Raw genomic sequence first — 17,793 nt, 5'->3', positions numbered from 1 at the left:
GGCCGAGGGCAACGCGCCGCGCGCCCGTGACACCGGGCAACCGAGGGGCGTCGTCGCGGCGGCGCGGATGTCGGTGGTGCCTGTCATGATGGAGCGCGTGCCTGCCCCGACCTCATCGACCAGCCTGCGGCTCGACGGGCTCGACCCCGAGCAGGCCGCCGCGGTGCGGGCGCCGCGCGGGCCGGTGTGTGTGATCGCGGGCGCGGGCACCGGCAAGACCAGGACCATCACCCACCGCATCGCGCATCTGGTCTCGGCCGGGCATGTGCGCGCCGACCAAGTGCTGGCGGTGACCTTCACGGCCCGGGCGGCCGGTGAGCTGCGGGCCCGGTTGCGCGCGCTCGGCCTGGGTGGTGACGCGCAGACGGTCCAGGCACGCACGTTCCACGCCGCGGCGCTGCGGCAGCTGAAGTACTTCTGGCCCCAGATCGTCGGCGATGTGCCGTGGAAGCTCATCGACTCCAAATTCGCGGTCGTCGCCCAGGCCGCCCAGCGCGTGGGCCTGCCGACGGCGACGGAGAACGTGCGTGATCTGGCGGGCGAGATCGAATGGGCGAAGGCCTCGCTCATCGCGCCGGAGGACTACGCCGGCGCCGCCCAGCGTCACCACCGCGACATTCCGTATCAGGCGGACAAGATCGCGGTCGTCTACACCGGCTACGAGACGTTGAAGAACACCCCGGACGGTCTGCTGCTCGATTTCGACGATCTGCTGCTGCACACCGCCGCCGCGCTCGAGGACTACCCGGCCGTGGCCGAGGAGTTCCGCGGTCGCTACCGGTGCTTCGTCGTCGACGAATATCAGGACGTCACCCCGCTGCAGCAGCGCGTCCTCGACGCGTGGCTCGGCGATCGCGACGACCTGACCGTGGTCGGCGACGCCAACCAGACGATCTACTCGTTCACCGGCGCCAGCCCGGCCTATCTGCTCGATTTCTCCCGCCGGTTCCCCGACGCCACCGTCGTCCGGCTGGAACGGGACTACCGGTCGACGCCGCAGGTGGTGTCGCTGGCCAATCGTGTGATCGGCGCCGCGCGCGGCCGCATCGCGGGGACCCGGCTGCAGTTGGTCGGGCAGCGCGCCGACGGGCCGGAACCGTCCTTCGCCGAATACGACGACGAGGTCGCCGAGGCCACCGCCGTCGCCAAGGGCATCGCCGGCCTGCTCGGGCGGGGTGTTCCGGCCGCCGAGATCGCCGTGCTGTATCGCATCAACGCCCAGTCCGAGGTGTACGAGCAGGCGCTGACCGAGGCGGGCATTGCCTATCAGGTCCGCGGCGGCGAGGGGTTCTTCCAGCGGGCCGAGGTCCGGCAGGCGGTGCAGGCGCTGCGCCAGGCCGGAGCCCGCGACGACCTGCCCGAGGCCCGCGGTCCCGAGGTCGTGACGCTCGTGCGCGCCGTCCTCGCCCGGCTGGGACTCACCGCCGAGGAGCCGGCCGGTGCGCAGGCTCGCGAGCGCTGGTCATCGCTGGTGGCCCTGGTACAGCTCACCGAGGAACTCGCCGCCCACGATCCCGCCCTCGAATTCGCCGGGCTGCTACGGGAATTGGCCGTCCGCGCCGAGTCCCGCCACCCACCGACCGTACAGGGCGTCACCCTCGCCTCGCTGCACGCCGCCAAGGGGCTGGAATGGGATGCGGTCTTCCTGGTCGGGCTGACCGACGGCACCCTGCCCATCGCCCATGTGCTCGGTGAGGGCGGCGCGGTGACCGACGAGGCCGCGCTGGAGGAGGAACGGCGGCTGCTCTACGTGGGCGTGACCCGCGCACGCGAACATCTGCGGTTGTCCTGGGCGCTGTCGCGCGCCGACGGCCGGCGGCGCAACCGGCGCCGCAGCCGATTCCTCACCGGGCTGGTGCCGGAGGATTCCCCGGCGTCGATGGTCGCTCAGCAGGCGGGGCCGCGGGGCGGTCGCGGCCGCCGGCTGCCGGTCTGCCGGGTGTGCGGGCGTTCGCTGCTCAATTCCACCGACACGCTGCTCGGTCGGTGTTCGGGCTGTCCGGCCGAGGTCGACACCGAACTGCTCGGCGCGCTGCAGGAATGGCGGCGGCAGCGGGCCGAGGAGTTGCAGATCAAACCGTTCGCGGTGGTGAGCGTCAAAACGCTGACCGCGATCGCGGAACAGGTGCCGATGGACGAGGACGCGCTGGCCGCGATTCCGGGCATCGGACAACAGAAGTCGCAGCAGTTCGGTCCGGAGCTACTGGCGATCGTGCGATCACGGGTGCGCAACCGGTGATCCGGCGGGCGTGCCGCGAATGACAAAACCGCAGGTGAAAAATAGGTTGTGCGGTTGTGTATCGCACCCGTAGGGTGGTGATCACGCGCTGGGAGGGCATTCCGGTGCGCACAGTGATCAGTCGGATAACGAGTAGGAGGGAGGTAGACAAAATGAACAACATCGTGACTCTCGCTTCGAGAAGCGTTGTGGCACCGGTGGTTTCTGTCGTGTCCGCCTCCCGGGGGGTCCTCGCCTTGCAGGGGACCGGTCTGTCTGTCGCCAGCATTATCGGTGCTCGACCGCAAGCGCCCGCATATGCAATTGCCGCAGACAAGTCCGAGTGGGGTTGGCATCAGGCACACATCGGTTTCCACACCGACGCAGCCGACGCCTTCGCAGTGGAAGCCGATCGTATGACGGCGAATCTGCAGGCAGTCCGCCTCCGCAACGCACACCCAGCGACCGTGATCAGTAGCCGACATCGAAGTCGGTTCAGGTAGCACCAGCTACCGCAGCCTCCTGGCCACGGATCGCCCGAAGCGAAACCGTGGCCACAGTTCTTTTTCGGCCTCCAGCCACCGGCACCGGTTTCGCGGAAGACAACGAAACGACCGCTGCACGAGCTGAAGGAGCAAGACGTGTCCACCGCGACCGTTACTCGCGCGACATGCCGATCGACCCAGGCCTCGAGGCCGGCCCGCACCCGCGGTGTCGCGCTCGCGCTGCCCTGCCGAGTCGGTGACCCGGACCTGTGGTTCGCCGAAAGCCCCACCCAGCTGGAAGAGGCCAAGACACTGTGCGCTTCCTGCCCGATCCGCAAGGGCTGCCTCGCCGCCGCCCTGGATCGCGGTGAGCCCTGGGGCGTCTGGGGTGGCGAGATCTTCGAACAGGGCGTCGTGATCGCCCGCAAGCGGCCGCGCGGCCGCCCGCGGAAGGTCGCACTGGCGTGATCGGCGCCGGTTCGGGCCGAGCGCGGATCCGCCTCGGCCACTTCTGGGAACACGAACAAGCCCCGCATCCGATGTCGGATGCGGGGCTTGTCCCATATTCGGCGCCCGGCGGGGCGAAGGATCAACTGGCGCTGCGGTATTCGGCGTAGCCCGGCACCCAGTCGTGCATCAGCCTCATGAACGGCACCTCGGCGTCGAGCTGTGCGCAGATGCCGATCGAACCCATCAGCACCCGGAACACCATGATGTGTTGGGCCGGAAGTTGCAGTGACATACCGGTTTTCATCTCCGGGCTACTCACATCGGTGGCCCTGCCCGCCACGCGCTGCATCCACTCGCGGGTGAAGTGGAACGAATCCTCGCGGATGGGATCGGTGAACGGACGCAGATAGTCGGCGATCTCCGCATGCGTGACGGTGCGGCCGGGAATCACCCAGCCATTGCTGTACATCAGATCGGTCAGTTCCTCGAACCGATCCTCGACCGCCATCGCCACCATCTGGCCGAGTACCGGCGGGAACCCGTCGGGCAGCGGCGCGCAGGCGCCGAAATCCAGCACCGCCAACCGGCCGTCGTCGAGCATCATGAAATTGCCGGGATGTGGGTCGGCATGCAGCAGTCCGGCCAGGGCGGGGGAGGAGAAGTGGAATTCACCCATCAGCGTTGCCACGCGGTTGCGCAGCTCGACCGTGCCCGCCGGATCCTCCTGGCCTCGTTTGATGATTTTGGACACTGCGGTGCCATCGAGCCATTCGGTGACGATCACCTTCGGCGCCCCGGCCACCACCTTGGGCACCAGGAACCGCGGGTGGCCGTCGAAGGCCTTGGCGAAACGGCGCTGGTTGGCGGCCTCGGTGCGGTAATCGAGCTCTTCCTCGGTCCGTTCGGTGATCTCGGCGAGGATGGGTTTGACGTCGGCGCCGGGGACGACGGCGCCGATCATCCCGGCCATCCTGTTGAGAGTCTTGAGGTCCGCGCGCAGCGCCTCGTCGGCACCGGGGTATTGGACCTTCACCGCCACCGTGCGGCCGTCGGACCATTCGGCCTTGTGCACCTGTCCGATACTGGCCGAGGCGGTGGGCGCGTCGTCGAAGGAGCGAAAGCGCTTGCGCCACGCCGTGCCCAGCTGTTGATCCAGGACGCGGTGCACCGCGGCGGCAGGCAGCGGCGGGGCCGCGGCCTGCAGTTTGGTCAGCGCCTCGCGATAGTGCTCGCCGAACTCCTCGGGTACGGCGGCCTCCATCACCGACAGCGCCTGCCCGAATTTCATTGCGCCGCCCTTGAGCTCGCCGAGAACGGAGAAAATCTGCTCGGCGGCCTTCTGGTTCAACTCGGCATTGATCTCGCCCTTGTCGCCGCCGGCGAGTTTGCGGCCGAACCCCACAGCGGCCCGTCCCGCGATACCGAGTGGAATCTTCGCCAACTTGGCGTTGCGGGATGAGCTACGGCGCACGATCTCAGACACACCCCCATCATGGCTGACCCACCGTGTCGCGTGCCATGTGAATTGCGTGAACTCCACCCCCGGACCGAGACGTGTCATCGGTCACAGTGGGGCTGGTCTCAGTAATCATCGGTGCGCGCGAGCGCATGGGAAACGGCTCATCCGTGGTGGTCGGCGGGCCGCCGCCACAAGTTTTAGTGGCTTCGACTAAAAGTTGGCCCGGAGGTCTGGCCGGAGGTGTTTTAGTCGTATAGACTAAAACTATGACGACAACGCGAGAGGTCGCGGCGGCCATTCGGGAGGTGCGACGCGCGGAAGATCTGTTCGGCGCGGCGACAACGGATTCCGCCGCTCGCCGCACCGCGCATCGGACGTATCTGCGGCTGGCCGCCGCGCTGCATCCGGATCGGGTGCCCGCCGCCGAGGCCGAGCGGGCAACCGCGGCTTTCGTTCGCCTCGGCGAGTTGTACCGGAGCTGGCTGGCGGCCGGGCAGGCCTTCGAGGTGTGTGGTGTGCGGGGACGGTATCGCCTCGGCGCGATACATGCCCGGGGTTCCGTCGCGGATGTGTACCGCACCGATTCGGCCGCAGTGGTGAAGATCGCACGGCGCTCGGCCGCGAATTCGCTGCTGGCGAACGAGCGGAACGCGCTGACGGATATCGCCGCACTCACCGGGGAGCACGAGTGGCTGGCGCCGTACTTTCCGCGCCTGATCGACACCGTCGACCACACCGATACCGCCTCCGGCGAGGTTCGCGCGATCGATGTGCTCGACGCGCTGACCGAGGGGTTCGTGCCGTTGACCCAGGTCCGCGCCGCCTTTCCGCGAGGGCTCGATCCGCGCGACTACGCCTGGATGCACCGGCGGCTGCTGCGCTGCCTGGCCGGTGCCGCGACCGCGCACTGGGTGCACACCGCGGTCTCCGCGGAGAACGTGCTCATCCATCCGCGACTGCACGGGGTGGTGCTGGTGGGCTGGTCGTTCGCCACCCGGCCCGGGCGGGTGCCCGCCGCCACGCCGGCCTCGATCGACTATCCGCCCGAGATCGGCACCGGGGTCTGCCCGCGTACCGATGTGTATCTGGCCCACCGGCTGCTGCTCACCATGCTCGGCGCCCGCGCGCCCGCGCCGATGCGCGCCTTCGCCGAGGGATGTCTGCAATCGGCACCGAGGCTGCGGCCCGACGCCCGCACCCTGCTCGACGAATTCGACGACCTGCTCGACCGGCTGTACGGCCCCCGCCGCTTCCGGCCGTTCGAACTACCGAAAGGACAGTGATCACCATGGGATACGGACAGTGGGACGACAGCGCCTACAACGCCGCCCGCACCTTCCGCGCCGCCCGCGGACTCGACGACTTCGGCTATACCGCCGACATGCGGGCCAAGCCCTGTACGGAATGGGTCGCCCATCCGCTGCTCGACCCCTTCGGCGTCGGAGCGCGTGAGTCGCGCGACTCCGCCGAGCACGGGGCCTCGCTGCCGATCGCGGTGCTGTTCGACGTCACCGGGTCGATGGGGCGGGTCCCGCGCATCATGCAGGAGAAGCTGGCTACCCTGCACGGACTGCTGCAGCGCAAGGGGTACGCCGAGGATCCGCAGATTCTGTTCGGCGGGATCGGCGATGCCGACTGTGATCGGGTGCCGCTGCAGATCGGGCAGTTCGAATCCGACAATCGGATGGACGAACAGTTGCGGCTGATTCTGCTCGAAGGCGGCGGAGGCGGGCAGAAATCCGAAAGTTACGAGCTGGCAGCGTATTTCATGGCTCGGCACACGGCGACCGATGCGTGGGACAAGCGCGGACGCAAGGGGTATCTGTTCATCGTGGGCGACGAGCTGAACAAGCCGCGCCTCGCCGCCGGGCACGTGCGCCGGGTGATCGGCGACGATGTGCCCCGAGACATTTCGGTTCCCTCGATCTACCGCGAGCTGGCCGATCGGTGGCACGTGTATTACATCCTGCCGAATCAATCCCACTACTACACCGATCCGGAAATCCTCGAGCACTGGCGGGGAGTGCTCGGGGAGCGGGTCCTGCGCCTGGACGATCCGGCGGCGGTGTGCGAACTCATCGCCCTGACGATCGGCATCGGCGAGGACCGCGTGGATCTGGGTGCCGGGCTGGCCGATCTGCGCGATATCGGGTCCGCCGACGCCGCCGACGTCGTCGGTAACGCACTGGCCCCGATCGGTACTCCCGTCGGTCCTCGCACCGCGGGCGCGCTGCCGGCGGCGACCCCGGGCGACGACGACGTCCGGTTCTGACCGCGAATCCGATCCGAAAAGCGAAGGGAAATCACCATGTTCGGCGACCGGCATGTGATCGTGGTCGATCTGGGATTCGGCGACGCCGGGAAGGGCGCCACCGTGGATTGGCTGTGCTCGCCACAGGCCGGCTCGGACGTCGCGGCCGTCGTGCGCTTCAACGGTGGCGCGCAGGCCGCGCACACCGTGATCGCCGACGGCCGGCGACACACCTTCCGGCAGTTCGGATCGGGCACGCTGTCGGGCGTACCGACAGTTCTGTCGCGGCACGTGCTCGTGGATCCGATCGCCCTGGCCGCCGAGGCCGAAGCGCTGACCGCACTGGGCCTCGCCGATCCGCTGGGCTCGATCTTCGTCGACGAGCGGGCGCTGCTGACCACTCCGATCCACGGAGCCGCCAACCGCTGCCGCGAGGATGCGCGGGGTGCCGCCCGGCACGGTTCCTGCGGGATGGGCATCGGGGAGACCGTGCGCTACGCCCTCGACCACGATGCGCCCCTGGTCCGGGACTGTCGCACTCCGGATATCCTGCGCCGCAAACTGATCGCGCTGGAGCGGCACTTCGCACCGCTGCTGGCGAGCGGGCGGCACGGCCACGAACCGATCGACGCCCTGATCGAGGCCTATACGGAATTCGCGCGGTCGGTGGCGCTGGTGCCGGGTGAGCAACTCGCGGTATTCGCCGCCGCGGGCCGGCTGATCTTCGAGGGCGCCCAGGGCGTGCTGCTCGACGAGTGGCGGGGCCTGCATCCCTACACCACCTGGTCGACGGTGGAGCCCCGCCATGCCCGCGCCATGCTGGCGCGCATCGGGCAACCGGGCACCGTACTTGGAGTGACACGTGCGTACCAGACTCGCCACGGCGCGGGCCCCTTTCCGACCGAGGATGCGGCATTGTCGATCCCTGAGCCGTACAACGCCACCGGCCCATATCAGGGCGTCTTCCGCGTCGGGCATCTGGATCCGATCCTGCTACGCTATGCCGTGGAGGCGTGCGGGGGAATCGACGCGCTCGCCGTCAACCATCTGGATCTGGTGGCGGCCCGCGACGATATGCGCACCGCCGCAGGGTATTTCGCCCCGGACGGATATCGGGATCGGCTCGATTGCGGTCCCTGGCGGGATCTGGACCATCAGCGGTGGTTGACCGGCCTCGTCGCGCACAGCACTCCGGATCTCGTACCGCTGCCGGCGGATGTTCCGGAATTCCTGGAACGCCGGCTGGGCGCGCCCGTGGTGCTGACCGGGCACGGGCCCGATCGTGCCGATCGCGTGGCCCGGGTCGCGGCTGCGGCATGATGGTTCGCCGTGGAGCAGCAATCCGCCGTATCGCTCGATGTCGTCGCGCTTCGGTTCGGCGACGACGACACGACCGTGACCTTCGCAGTGGCGCCCCGGCAGTGGGATCCGTTCGCGGGCGAGCTCGCCCTGCCGGGTGTGCTGCTCGGCCGCGGTGAGCGGCTCGCGACGGCGGCGCGCCGCGCGGTACACAGCAAACTGGGTGTGCCCGACGATGCGATCCTCGCCGTCGGGCAGCTGGTCACGTTCGACGAGCCGAATCGCGATCCACGCGGTCCGACGCTCTCGATCGCGATGTGGGCGGTTCTCGGTCACGCCGCAGCAGCTGCGGGTGCCGAGCAATCGAGAACTGATGATTCGGCCGGTTTCGAGCAATCGAACGGCTGGGAGTCCGCCATCGCCGAGCAGCCCGGGCCGGATGCTTCTGCTGGTGCTCAGCAGATGAGCGGCGATGTCTCCGGCGGTGCCGACGGACCGGACAATGGTGAAACCGGCAGCATCGCACCCTTTCTCGGTGTGCGATGGGTTCCGTTCGACGACGTTCCGCCGCTGGCCTTCGACCACAACATGATCGTCGAGGTCGCCCGGGTACGACTCGCCGACATGCTGTGGAAAGACCTCGCGTTCACCCGCCCGCTGATCGGCGAGCAGTTTCCCGCAACGCGCGCGGTCGCCCTCGCGACCGCGTTGTCGGGCACTCGTCCCGACCCGGGCAACCTCAACCGCACCCTGGCCGCGATCCCCGGGCTCACCCGCACCGGGGAACGGATGCGAATTAAGGCCACCGGACGCCCCGCGGCAGTCTGGTCTTTCACCGACTCGGCCTTCGACGAGCGCTGAGCCGACGACACCAACCCACCTCGCGGACGAGGCGACAACGGCCCGGCCCTCGTGCGCAACATCGGCGGTATCACTGAGGCGAGACTCTGTCACCGCCCGGGCCACCTTCGTCGCGCTCATACCTGTCCTCCGGCGACGGAGACCGTGCGAGCGCCGTCCGGCGCTCCTGCCCCCGTGGCTGCGATTCGGCGGCAGGCGCAGTCGGCGTGTGGTGTCCAGCGACGCCGGGCGATGCGCCTGGTGTGCGGATCCAATTCCAGTGTGGTGTCCAGGGTTCGGGGCGGGTCGTCGGCGGCGCCCTCGATGATCGATTCGATTTCGCGCAATGTCAGGGCGGCGGTGGCGGCAATGGTGGCGGGGGAGGCGTAGCCGGTCCGGCCGAGCAGCTGCGCCGCCAGATGCGGCCATTCGGCGTCGAATTCGGTGCGGGTCAGATCGGCGCAGCGCAGACAGCTGGTGCCGCCGGGTAGTACCAGCGGCCCGATCACACCGTGCCCGTCGCGGATGCGGACCTGCAGGTGCGGGATTCGGCGCACCAGCAGCATGCTGACCAGCTCCGGCACCGGGACCAGCGCGTCGGTGAGAATCACCAGATCGGAGGTCGGCAGCGAATCCGATGTGCCGCTGCGATATTCGCTCGACCGCGTCGGCGTGATGCCCAGTTGCCGGATACCGCTGTGCAGCGCATCCGCCAGGGGCCCGCGGCCGTGCACATGCACCGTTCGCACGCGAGTGCGGCGGGCCTGCGGCCGGATCAGCAGTCCGGCCGCGTCGATATCTCGTAGTAGTTCCAGGGCCACGCCACCGAGGCCGAGTTGCCCGGCCTCCCACAGGAGCTGGGGATGGCTGTGCAGACCGTCGAGCAGCCGGACGAACGCGACGACCGCATCGGTGTCGACGGCGGGCGGGTGCAGGAGTACCGCGCGTTCGGGATCCCATCCCAATTGCACCGCTCCCGAGGGCCGGCGCAGAACCGCCACCCGCGGATGCAACATCGGTCCACGTGCGTGTGACAACGTCATGGGCTCAGTATTGTCGGCGGGCCGAGGCACGGCCGCGGGAAAACTGCTGGTTATCCACAGGTTCGGCGTTGTCCACAGGGCGCTTCGGGTGATGTCGCGGCGTGAGTGTGAACGCACCGTTTCACAAATCCGGCCGACGACTCGCCGTGAATTTTCCAGACCGGCGCGGAGAATGCTAACGCCCGGCCACCGGCGGCCGACAATCGGGTCGATTCGGGTCGGTTAAAGGAGCAATATGGTCAGCGCATCCCTCGGCGTGCCACCGGTGGCGTCGCTGCACGGCGAACATCGGTTTCGAACCCGCGGCGATGGGCCGATCGCCGCGGACGCGATTCGCGAGTACGCCCGGGCGATAGGCGCCACCGACCCCATCCACCGCGACGAACGTGCCGCCGCCGCGCGCGGATTCGATGCCCTGGTAGCCCCGCCGACCTTCGCCACCACGGTGTGGATGCGCGCCGAGGAACGCACGCTGGACGCACTCGTGCCGGGTTTTCACGGCGGGTGTGTCGTGCACGCCGACCGCACGCTGGAAATCGTGCGCCCGCTGCTGGCCGGCGACCGCATCAGCTGCGAAATCGGATTCGAATCCTTCCGCCACTACCGCGACTACGACGTGGTCTCGGTGACCACCCTGTTGCGCGACGACGACGGTCAGGTCGTGACCAGCGGCTCCTCCACCCTGCTGGTGCACACCCAGCCCGGAACCTGTGCGCGATCCGGTGCGCCCCAACGGCCGCACGATCTCGAACCGGTCCCGGCGCAGCGGCGTCTGCGCACGCCGCAACGGGACCGGATCCAACCGTCGCTACCGCGTCCGATCGTCGACCTCGGCCCGCTGGCGGTCGGCGCGGATCTGCCCGCCGATACCGTCACGGTCGCGGCCGACGATGTGGTGCGCCACGCCGGCGTCGTGGATCCGCACCGGTCCGGCACCACGACGGGGGCGGTGCCGGGCATGCTGACGCTCGGGCTGGTCGCCGGCTATCTCGGCCGCTGGCTCGGCGATCCGACCGCACTGACGAAACTGCGGGTGCAGTACGCGCCCAAGATGCACTATCTGCCCGTCGACTCCGACGCTCCGGCGTCGATACTGTTCGGCGGTCAGGTCGGCTGGCTCAGTTCACGTCGCCGCATGGTGACCGTCGTGGTCGACGCATTGTCCAAGGGGCGCAAGCTGTTCGGCTACGCGACCGCCGAAGCGCGACTGGGCTGAACCGCGCCGCCCGGACTGCGCCGAAGACGGTCAGCGATCCTCGTTGTCGCCGCGCTCGTCGTCGGCGTCGGACGGATTCGCGCCCGAAGCGGAATCGCCCTGGGCGGCAGTGCCTTCCGTGTCCTTGCCGCCGTCCGCGTCCTTGTTCGGCCGCTCCTGTTGCGCCGCAGCGCCTTCGCGGCGTTCACGCGCCTCGGTCTCGGCCAGCTGCGCCAGCGGATCGTCGAAAACGTTGGCGCCACCCCCGATCACACCGTCGATGAAACCGCTCGGCTTGTCGAGATCCTCGGAACTGGGCAGCAGATCCGGATGCGCCCACACCGCGTCGCGCGCCGACATCCCCGCGTCGGTGGTCAGCCGCTGCCACAGCGTGGCGGCCTCCCGCAGCTTGCGCGGACGCAGCTCCAAGCCGACCAGGGTGGCGAAGGTCTGCTCGGCCGGACCCCCGGTGGCGCGGCGGCGCCGCAGCGTCTCGGCCAGCGCGCCCGCACCGGGCAGCCGGTCGCCGACGGCCTCGGCCACCACGACCTGAACCCAGCCCTCGATCAGCGCCAGCAGTGTTTCCAGCCGCTCCAGCGCGGCCTTCTGCTCGGGGGTGGTCTGCGGTTCGAAGGTGCCCTGCGACAGCAGTTCCTCGAGTTTCGACGGATCGGTCAGCGACATCGGATCGATGTTCTGCGCGGCCTCCTCGATCGCGGAGAAGTCCATCCGGATGCCACGCGCGTAATCCTCGACCGCGCCCAGCACCTGCTGCCGCAGCCACGGCACGTGGGCGAACAATCGCTGGTGGGCGGCCTCGCGGGCGGCCAGATAAACCAGGATCTCGCTTTCGGGAAGCTCCAGGCCCTTGCTGAATTCGCTGATCGCGCTGGGCAGCAGCGCCGCGGTTCCGGCCGGACCCAGCGGCAGCCCGATATCGGTGGAGGTCAGGACCTCCTGGGCGAGCTGTCCCAGCGCCTGCCCCAGCTGCGAGCCGAAGGCTAGACCGCCCATCTGCCCGAGCATGCCGAGCATCGGCCCGGCGAACTGCTTGGCCTCCTCCGGCAGTGTCGAACTCCACATACCCGAGACCTGCTCGGCGACCGGATCGCACAGCCGCTTCCAGGTCGGCAGTGTCTGCTCGATCCAATCGTTGGGCGACCACGCGACCGTCTTGGTGGCCCCGGCGGGCAGCGTCGTCGCCGCGTCCAACCACAGCTCGGCCAGATGCGCGGCATCGCTGACTGCGCGCTGCGCACCGTCGGAGATCGGCGCGACCGTCGAACCCAACTGCTGGCGAGCCAGCCGCTTGGCGACGTCGTAGTTGACCGGGCTCGCCTGGCCGCCCGGCTGGCTCATGGTGGAGAACATCTGCCCGAGCGAGGTCAGCATCTGCCCGAAGGCGGCGGGATCGAATCCGGCCGCGCCCGAAGACCCCATACCGAAGGCGAAGGGGTTGTTCGCTCCGGAACCGGCCTGATCGTCACGCTTGTCACGGTCGGGATCGTCGTCGCGGTTCGAGAATCCGAAGGGCACGTCGCTCATGCCCCCAAGGCTACGCGGATGGTGATCGTGGAGCCGCTACTGTGGGCCGGGTGAATCGTCGGATCATCACCTTGATAGCGGCTCTGGTGCCCGTGCTCGTCCTCGGTGTGGTGGGCAGTGCGGTGACGGTGCCGTTCGTCGCTCTCGGCCCTGGTCCCACCTTCAATACCCTCGGTGAGGTGGAGGGCAAGCAGGTCGTGGCGGTGCAGGGTGCCGCGGTGGATCCGACCTCGGGACACCTGAACATGACGACGGTGTCCGTTCGCGACGGGCTGAATATATTCGAGGCGATGGGCTTGTGGGTGGACGGCCGCTACGGCTTGGTGCCGCGCGCCGAGGTCTACCCGCCCGGCGTTCCTCGCGACCAGGTGGACAAGTCCAACCAGGCCGATTTCAAGGAGTCCGAGGACAACGCCGAACTGGCCGCGCTGAACTTCCTGAAGTACCCGACCAAGGTCCAGGTGCGCGTGGTGGCCGACGACGGCCCGGCCAAAGCGGTGCTGCAGAAGGGTGACGAACTGGTGAGCGTGAACGGGAAACCGATCACGACCTCCAAGGACGTGATCGACGCGGTGCAGGGCGCCGCCCCGGGCACGACGATCCCGATGGTGATCCGCCGCGGCGGCGTGGAACAGACGGTCGAGGTGAAACTCGGTGCGCGCCCGGACGATTCGAACAAGGCCTACCTCGGCGTCACCCCGCAGGAGGTGCCTGCCGGTCCGCTGCAGGTCGATTTCAACCTCGCCGATATCGGTGGCCCCTCGGCCGGTCTGATGTTCAGCCTGGCCCTGGTCGACAAGCTCAGCCCCGGCGAGCTCAACGGCGGACGCTTCGTCGCCGGTACCGGAACCATCGATCCGCAGGGCAAGGTCGGCCCCATCGGCGGTATCCAGTACAAGATGATCGCGGCCCGTGACGCCGGTGCGGAGACGTTCCTGGTCCCCGCCGACAACTGCAACGAGGCTCGCCAGCGCACCCCGGACGGCCTGAAACTGGTGAAGGTCGACACGTTGTCCACCGCGGTGCAGTCGCTCGACGACATCAACGCCGGACGTCCCGCCCCCAGTTGCGGTTAGTCCGGCTCGTTCTCGAGCGTGTGGCGCAGCGCGTCGATCAGGTTGGGGGCCAGATTCGGCGCGGTGCGCAGATCCAGATCGGGGAACGCCTCGTCCTCTTCGGGGCGTAACTGCAACAGGCACAACGCGACTCCGTCGCGCAGCACACCGGCGTAGAGCCGGGCGTCGCGGCGCTCGGGATGAGTCTGCGCGGCGTCGCGACCGGCGCGGTCGGCGGCGTCGCGGTCGGCCAGCAGCGGTGCGATGGCCTCGTCGAGCGTGTGTTCGGCGTTCGGCGGCAGCACCACGATCTGCTGGACCAGCACCACCCCCTCGACGGCGGGCGGCCAGCTGGTGGTGGCGAGGAATTCGTCGAGGGCCATCGGATCGCCGCTCAGATCGTCGGGAAGCGGTTCCTGGGCAATGGGAGTCAAGGCGGCCCCGTCGTCGAGCTGATCCTCGAGCGTCGGCTCGGCGGCCACCAGGTCGGCGGTCGGTACCAGCGCGAACAACTGCGGCGGCTGATCCCAGCCCTCGGCGTCGGCGAACTCGGCCACGTCCCGGATACAGCGGTACAGGGCGGAGGAGGGATTGTCCACAGTCACGGCCGACACTGTACGTCCACCACGAGCGCCCGCGTCCCCGCCACGGCATACCGGAGCCATCGCGATCCAAGCCGTCCCGTTTTACGTAGAGTGGGGCGCGAGAGACGGTCCGCAGGGACCGGACGCATCATCGGACTGCGGTGTATCGGCCGACAATCGCTTCGGTACGCCGCCGGACCTGGGAGAGTGGCATCGTGGGCATGCGCCCCCCGACAGGCTTACCTTCGCTGTCTCGACGCAGCCGGATATTGCTGATCACCGCGCTCGTGATTGCGGCGTTGCTGCTGGTCGGCCCGCGGTTGACCGACGCGTACACCAACTGGTTGTGGTTCGGCGAGGTCGGCTTCCGCCAAGTGTTCACCACGGTGCTCGTCACCCGGCTGCTGTTGTTCCTCATCGTCGCGGTCGTGGTCGGGGCACTGGTCTGGCTGGCGCTGCTGGCCGCCTATCGCACCCGCCCGGTCTTCGTCCCGGTGTCCGGTCCCAGCGATCCGATCGCGCGCTACCGCACCACCGTGATGGGCCGGTTGCGACTGTTCGGCATCGGCATCCCGGTACTGGTCGGCCTGCTGTCGGGTCTGGTCGCCCAGTCGAGCTGGGTCACGGTGCAGCTGTTCCTGCACGGCGGCTCGTTCGGGATCAAGGATCCGCAGTTCCACATCGACGTCGGTTTCTACGCCTTCGATCTGCCGTTCTACAAGCTGCTGCTGAACTGGCTGTTCGTGGCCGTGGTGATCGCGTTCTTCGCGAATCTCGTCACGCACTACATCTTCGGCGGGCTGCGGCTGTCCGGTCGTGAGGGCACACTGACCCGCCCGGCCCGCATCCAGCTCGCGCTGATCGCGGGCACGTTCGTGGTGCTGAAGGCGGTCGCCTACTGGTTCGACCGGTACTCGCTGCTGTCGAGCACCCGCAAGGAGCCCACCTTCACCGGTGGTTCCTACACCGATATCAACGCGGTGCTGCCGGCCAAGCTGATCCTGATGTCGATCGCGATCATCTGCGCCGTCGCGTTCTTCGCCGGGGTGGTGCTGCGCGATCTGCGCGTGCCCGCGATGGCGGCCGCCCTGCTGTTGCTGTCGTCGATCCTGGTCGGCGCGGTGTGGCCGTTGGTGGTCGAGCAGTTCGAGGTGCGCCCGAACGCCGCCACCAAGGAAGCGACCTATATCGAACGCAACATCACGGCGACCCGGCAGGCCTACGGGCTCACCGACGACAAGGTCTCCTACGTCGACTACAAGGGTTCGCAGACCAAGGATCCGGGATCGATTCCGGCCGATCAGCAGACCATCGGCAATATCCGGCTGCTGGATCCGAATCTGCTGACCCAGACGTTCATCCAGCGCCAGCAGCTGCAGAACTTCTACGGCTTCCCGGACCCGCTGGACATCGACCGCTACACCATCAACGGCGAGAAGCAGGACTACATCGTCGCCGCCCGCGAACTGGTGCCGCAGAACCTGTCCGGTAACCAGACCGACTGGATCAACAAGCACACCGTCTACACCCACGGCGACGGCTTCGTCGCGTCCCCGGCCAACCGGGTGAACGTGGCCCCGCCGAAGGAAACTCAGCAGGCCGCCACCGGCGCCGGCACCAGCAGCTCCAGCGGCGGGTACGGATATCCGGTCTTCAACGTCGGCGACAAGTCGACGGTGAGCGATCTGTTCACGCCCAAGGACAAGCAGGCCATCCCGGTCGATCAGCCGCGCATCTACTACGGCGAGATGATCTCCAAATCCGATGCCGACTACGCCATCGTGGGCGGGAACAACCAGCCGCCGCGCGAATACGACACCGGCACCGATCAGTACACCTACACCGGCAAGGGCGGTGTCCCGATCGGCAACTGGTTCAACCGGCTCGCCTTCGCCGCCAAGTACGCCGAACGCAACATCCTGTTCTCCGGCGCCATCGGCTCGGATTCGAAGATCATCTACAACCGCGATCCGCGCAGCCGCGTGCAGCAGGTGGCACCGTGGCTGACCACCGACGGTGACATGTATCCGGCGGTGGTGAACGGGCGCATCCTCTGGATCGTCGACGCCTACACCACGCTGGACAACTTCCCCTATGCGCAACGCACCTCGCTGGAAGGCGTGGTCGAGGACAGCATCGACCAGAACACCGGTCGCACGCTGCCGCGCAAGGAAGTCAGCTACATCCGCAACTCCGTCAAGGCCACGGTCGACGCCTACGACGGCACGGTCAACCTCTACGACGTGGATCCCACCGATCCGGTGCTCAACGCCTGGCGCGGGGTGTTCCCGAACTCGGTGAAGCCGCAGAGCGAGATCTCGCCGGAGCTGGCCGCGCACTTCCGGTATCCGGAGGATCTGTTCAAGGTGCAGCGCGAGATGCTGGCGCGCTACCACGTGAACGATCCGCGCGAGTTCTTCACCAACAACGCGTTCTGGTCGGTCCCCAACGATCCGACCTCCGACACCCCGACCAACGCCCATCAGCCGCCGTACTACGTGCTCATCGGCGATCCGAAAACCGGTCGGCCGCAGTTCAATCTGACCAGTGCGATGGTCGGCTTCAAACGCCAGTTCCTCGCGGCCTACATCCAGGTGGCGTCGGATCCGGAGAACTACGGCAAGTTCACGGTGCTCAAGCTGCCGACGGATTCGCAGACACCCGGCCCGCAACAGGTCCAGACGTCGATGACCACCGATGCCCGGGTCTCGAACGACCGGACATTGCTGACCGGTGGTAACACCAACAAGATCAAATACGGGAATCTGCTCACCCTGCCCATCGGCGAGGGCGGCATCCTCTACGTCGAACCCTGGTATCTGGAGCGCAACAGCGGGCCGACCACGGCGTCGTTCCCACAGCTGGTGAAGGTCCTGGCCTCCTACGGCGACAAGGTGGGCTATCAGTCCACGCTGGGCGATGCCCTCAACGACGTCCAGGACGGATTGGGCGCCGCGACGACCCAGCAGCCCGGGCAGGCGGCGATCAACCCGCCCGGCCAGCAGGGCAGTACCTCACCACCGCCGTCGAACCAGAACACTCCGCCGCCTTCCTCGACGGCGCCGCCGCCGACGACCGGGTCGGCGGGCAAGGATGCTGCGGTCAAGGAGCTCAACGACGCCCTGAAGGGAGTCGAGGACGCGCAGAAGTCCGGTGATCTCGGGCAGTTGGGCAAGGCGCTGGAAGGCCTGCAGAAGGCCATCGACGCCTACAACAAGGCCGGCGGTTAGCGGCTGGCCGGTGATCGACGACGACGGCGCCCCGGATCATCCGGGGCGCCGTTCGTGTAGGGCCTGCACAACGACATTCGTCCCACAACGACATTCGTCCCACAACGACTTTCGGCGCTGCCATCACGAGGATGGCAGC

General features: G+C 68.1%; 13 protein-coding genes. 9 read left to right on the top strand and 4 right to left on the bottom strand.

Annotated elements, in window-relative coordinates:
- Positions 1-85 precede the first annotated feature (85 nt).
- Positions 86-2,239, top strand: a complete 2,154-nt coding sequence (locus C8258_RS21470) for an ATP-dependent DNA helicase UvrD2 (RefSeq protein WP_369974798.1) — start codon at positions 86-88, stop codon at positions 2,237-2,239.
- 620 nt (positions 2,240-2,859) lie between these two features.
- Positions 2,860-3,171: a WhiB family transcriptional regulator gene (locus C8258_RS21465; RefSeq protein WP_083871097.1), complete on the top strand. Its 312-nt coding sequence runs from the start codon at positions 2,860-2,862 to the stop codon at positions 3,169-3,171.
- Between the two features lie 121 nt (positions 3,172-3,292).
- Here the strand turns inward: C8258_RS21465 and C8258_RS21460 are convergent, their stop codons facing one another.
- Positions 3,293-4,636 carry an AarF/ABC1/UbiB kinase family protein gene (locus C8258_RS21460; RefSeq protein WP_233225237.1) on the bottom strand — a complete coding sequence of 448 codons (1,344 nt, stop codon included), beginning with the start codon at positions 4,634-4,636 and terminating at the stop codon, positions 3,293-3,295.
- A gap of 242 nt (positions 4,637-4,878) precedes the next feature.
- Here C8258_RS21460 and C8258_RS21455 point away from each other — a divergent pair, with 242 nt between their 5' ends.
- Genes C8258_RS21455 through C8258_RS33705 form a run of 4 tightly spaced genes read left to right on the top strand, consistent with a single transcriptional unit; the run spans position 4,879 to position 9,023 of the window.
- Complete coding sequence (locus C8258_RS21455) at positions 4,879-5,895, top strand: hypothetical protein (RefSeq protein WP_106956752.1); 1,017 nt, start codon at positions 4,879-4,881, stop codon at positions 5,893-5,895.
- Positions 5,896-5,900: 5 nt separating this feature from the next.
- On the top strand, positions 5,901-6,884 hold the full coding sequence (locus C8258_RS21450) for a hypothetical protein (protein WP_233225236.1): 984 nt from the start codon (positions 5,901-5,903) through the stop codon (positions 6,882-6,884).
- 36 nt (positions 6,885-6,920) lie between these two features.
- A complete protein-coding gene (locus C8258_RS21445) occupies positions 6,921-8,183 on the top strand; it encodes an adenylosuccinate synthetase (protein ID WP_106956751.1) in 1,263 nt (420 codons plus the stop codon).
- Between the two features lie 9 nt (positions 8,184-8,192).
- Positions 8,193-9,023 (top strand): NUDIX hydrolase, encoded by an 831-nt coding sequence (locus tag C8258_RS33705; protein WP_369974797.1) that lies wholly within the window; start codon positions 8,193-8,195, stop codon positions 9,021-9,023.
- A 116-nt stretch (positions 9,024-9,139) separates the two neighbouring features.
- On the opposite strand, the gene C8258_RS21430 is transcribed toward C8258_RS33705, so the two are convergent.
- Positions 9,140-10,045 carry a TOMM precursor leader peptide-binding protein gene (locus C8258_RS21430; RefSeq protein WP_106956750.1) on the bottom strand — a complete coding sequence of 302 codons (906 nt, stop codon included), beginning with the start codon at positions 10,043-10,045 and terminating at the stop codon, positions 9,140-9,142.
- 235 nt (positions 10,046-10,280) lie between these two features.
- Here C8258_RS21430 and C8258_RS21425 point away from each other — a divergent pair, with 235 nt between their 5' ends.
- The gene (locus C8258_RS21425) at positions 10,281-11,261 is read left to right on the top strand and encodes a MaoC family dehydratase N-terminal domain-containing protein (RefSeq protein WP_106956749.1); all 981 of its coding nucleotides are present in this window, start codon (positions 10,281-10,283) and stop codon (positions 11,259-11,261) included.
- Positions 11,262-11,291: 30 nt separating this feature from the next.
- Here the strand turns inward: C8258_RS21425 and C8258_RS21420 are convergent, their stop codons facing one another.
- Positions 11,292-12,785: a zinc-dependent metalloprotease gene (locus C8258_RS21420; RefSeq protein ID WP_106956748.1), complete on the bottom strand. Its 1,494-nt coding sequence runs from the start codon at positions 12,783-12,785 to the stop codon at positions 11,292-11,294.
- Between the two features lie 50 nt (positions 12,786-12,835).
- On the opposite strand from C8258_RS21420, the gene C8258_RS21415 reads away from it, so the two are divergent.
- A complete protein-coding gene (locus tag C8258_RS21415; RefSeq protein ID WP_199195801.1) occupies positions 12,836-13,861 on the top strand; it encodes a PDZ domain-containing protein in 1,026 nt (341 codons plus the stop codon).
- On the opposite strand, the gene C8258_RS21410 is transcribed toward C8258_RS21415, so the two are convergent.
- Entirely contained in the window at positions 13,858-14,505 is a 648-nt protein-coding gene (locus tag C8258_RS21410) for a PPA1309 family protein (RefSeq protein ID WP_369974795.1), read from the bottom strand. The two genes, C8258_RS21415 and C8258_RS21410, sit on opposite strands and share 4 nt — an antisense overlap.
- 134 nt (positions 14,506-14,639) lie before the next feature.
- On the opposite strand from C8258_RS21410, the gene C8258_RS21405 reads away from it, so the two are divergent.
- Positions 14,640-17,654, top strand: coding sequence for a UPF0182 family protein (locus C8258_RS21405; protein WP_199195800.1), 3,015 nt, complete (start codon positions 14,640-14,642; stop codon positions 17,652-17,654).
- Positions 17,655-17,793 lie beyond the last annotated feature (139 nt).

The organism is Nocardia sp. MDA0666, assembly GCF_003023875.1.
Lineage (GTDB): Bacteria > Actinomycetota > Actinomycetes > Mycobacteriales > Mycobacteriaceae > Nocardia > Nocardia aobensis.
Note: the sequence above shows the minus strand (reverse complement) of the source record. Positions and strands in the feature narration are given on the sequence as shown.

Coding starts and splice junctions, on each gene's coding strand:
- C8258_RS21470 (WP_369974798.1), top strand. CDS start 86: ATGATGGAGCGCGTGCCTGCCCCGACCTCATCGACCAGCCTGCGGCTC.
- C8258_RS21455 (WP_106956752.1), top strand. CDS start 4,879: ATGACGACAACGCGAGAGGTCGCGGCGGCCATTCGGGAGGTGCGACGC.
- C8258_RS21450 (WP_233225236.1), top strand. CDS start 5,901: ATGGGATACGGACAGTGGGACGACAGCGCCTACAACGCCGCCCGCACC.
- C8258_RS21445 (WP_106956751.1), top strand. CDS start 6,921: ATGTTCGGCGACCGGCATGTGATCGTGGTCGATCTGGGATTCGGCGAC.
- C8258_RS21430 (WP_106956750.1), bottom strand. CDS start 10,045: ATGACGTTGTCACACGCACGTGGACCGATGTTGCATCCGCGGGTGGCG.
- C8258_RS21425 (WP_106956749.1), top strand. CDS start 10,281: ATGGTCAGCGCATCCCTCGGCGTGCCACCGGTGGCGTCGCTGCACGGC.
- C8258_RS21420 (WP_106956748.1), bottom strand. CDS start 12,785: ATGAGCGACGTGCCCTTCGGATTCTCGAACCGCGACGACGATCCCGAC.
- C8258_RS21410 (WP_369974795.1), bottom strand. CDS start 14,505: ATGGCTCCGGTATGCCGTGGCGGGGACGCGGGCGCTCGTGGTGGACGT.